This window comes from Herbiconiux daphne (assembly GCF_024979295.1).
GTDB lineage: Bacteria > Actinomycetota > Actinomycetes > Actinomycetales > Microbacteriaceae > Herbiconiux > Herbiconiux daphnes.
In genome coordinates, this window is the sequence record NZ_JANLCJ010000514.1 from 1 (window position 1) to 624 (window position 624).

Genomic DNA, 624 nt, shown 5'->3' on the forward strand with positions numbered 1-624 from the left:
GTTTTCACTGACCACAACGAACTTACTGGAATCTGGAAGTAAATCCTGATCCATTAGAGTACCGTTATGGACTAACGTGATGTTGCCATGCTGGAACGGATGAGCGTTCTTAGAATCTCCCGAATTGCCACGAGTGGCATGACGGTTGTGACCTACAACAAAGACCGGAGCTACAACATACTTACCCGCACCTTGAGTAAGATTGATGTACTCCTCAGTATGCATAAACGGATACGGTTCAGTAGCCTGTTTACAATACTTGACTTCTTTCTCACCTTGACGCTTAGCGTAAATACCAGTCGCATGAGCACCACGGAAAACGTCACAGTAGAGCATCTGGTTAAAGATCTCCAGATCGCTGGACGACAAACTACCACCTGCAAAGACTATACCGCAAATTTACTAATCCTCTCCAAGGGATAAATCCCTTTCCAGCTTACCTTTTAATTTATATTTACCACGTTCCAGTTTGGAGATATGCATTTGACTGCAACCTACAATCGTGGCTACCTTTAATTGAGAAAGACCAGTTTTTCTTAAAACCCTGATCTTTTCTTCCACTCCATCTGGAATAAAGTTAGAAGTTCTGCCCCTTTCCTGTCTATCCTTCATATTTTCAGTCAT

General features: G+C 42.6%; 2 protein-coding genes. Both read right to left on the bottom strand.

The window, feature by feature from the left end; all coding sequences use genetic code 11:
• Positions 1 to 369, bottom strand: a 369-nt coding sequence (locus N1032_RS26160) for a hypothetical protein (protein WP_259543559.1), incomplete at its 3' end; no start/stop codon positions are given.
• A gap of 33 nt (positions 370 to 402) precedes the next feature.
• A partial coding sequence (locus N1032_RS26165) for a helix-turn-helix domain-containing protein (protein WP_259543560.1) occupies positions 403 to 624 on the bottom strand: 222 nt, incomplete at its 5' end.